The sequence below is a fragment of the Faecalibacterium sp. DFI.5.82 genome (assembly GCF_029076575.1).
Classification (GTDB): Bacteria; Bacillota; Clostridia; order Oscillospirales; family Ruminococcaceae; genus Faecalibacterium; species Faecalibacterium duncaniae.
This window is the reverse complement of sequence record NZ_JARFIS010000900.1, coordinates 1-295: the sequence shown is the minus strand read 5'-3', so window position 1 is coordinate 295 and position 295 is coordinate 1. Positions and strand designations below refer to the sequence as shown.

At 64.7% G+C, this 295-nt stretch carries 1 pseudogene; it reads right to left on the bottom strand.

The window, feature by feature from the left end:
- Positions 1 to 295: pseudogene (locus tag P0G09_RS19420) on the bottom strand (hypothetical protein); the annotation flags it as partial.

Here is a 295-nt window from a genome sequence, read left to right as displayed (position 1 = left end):
GGCAGGTCGGCGGCATCAAAATAACTCTGCGGCTGGGCCAGGTTGATGCCAATGCCGCACAGGATGCCCCGGCCCTGCTGCTGGTAGCCGTAGCAGACGCTTTCGCACAGGATGCCCACGATCCCCCGTGCAGGCTGGCCGCCTTTACCACAGAGGGGGCCAGCGATGCCGCGGCCATTGCGGCCTGCGGCGGCTCCATGGAAGTCTTTTTGCAGCGTCTGGAACCGGGGGAATGAGCCATGAAGCGTAATGACCTGATCGTTGTCCGGGGCGGGGGAGACCTTGCCACCGGTGT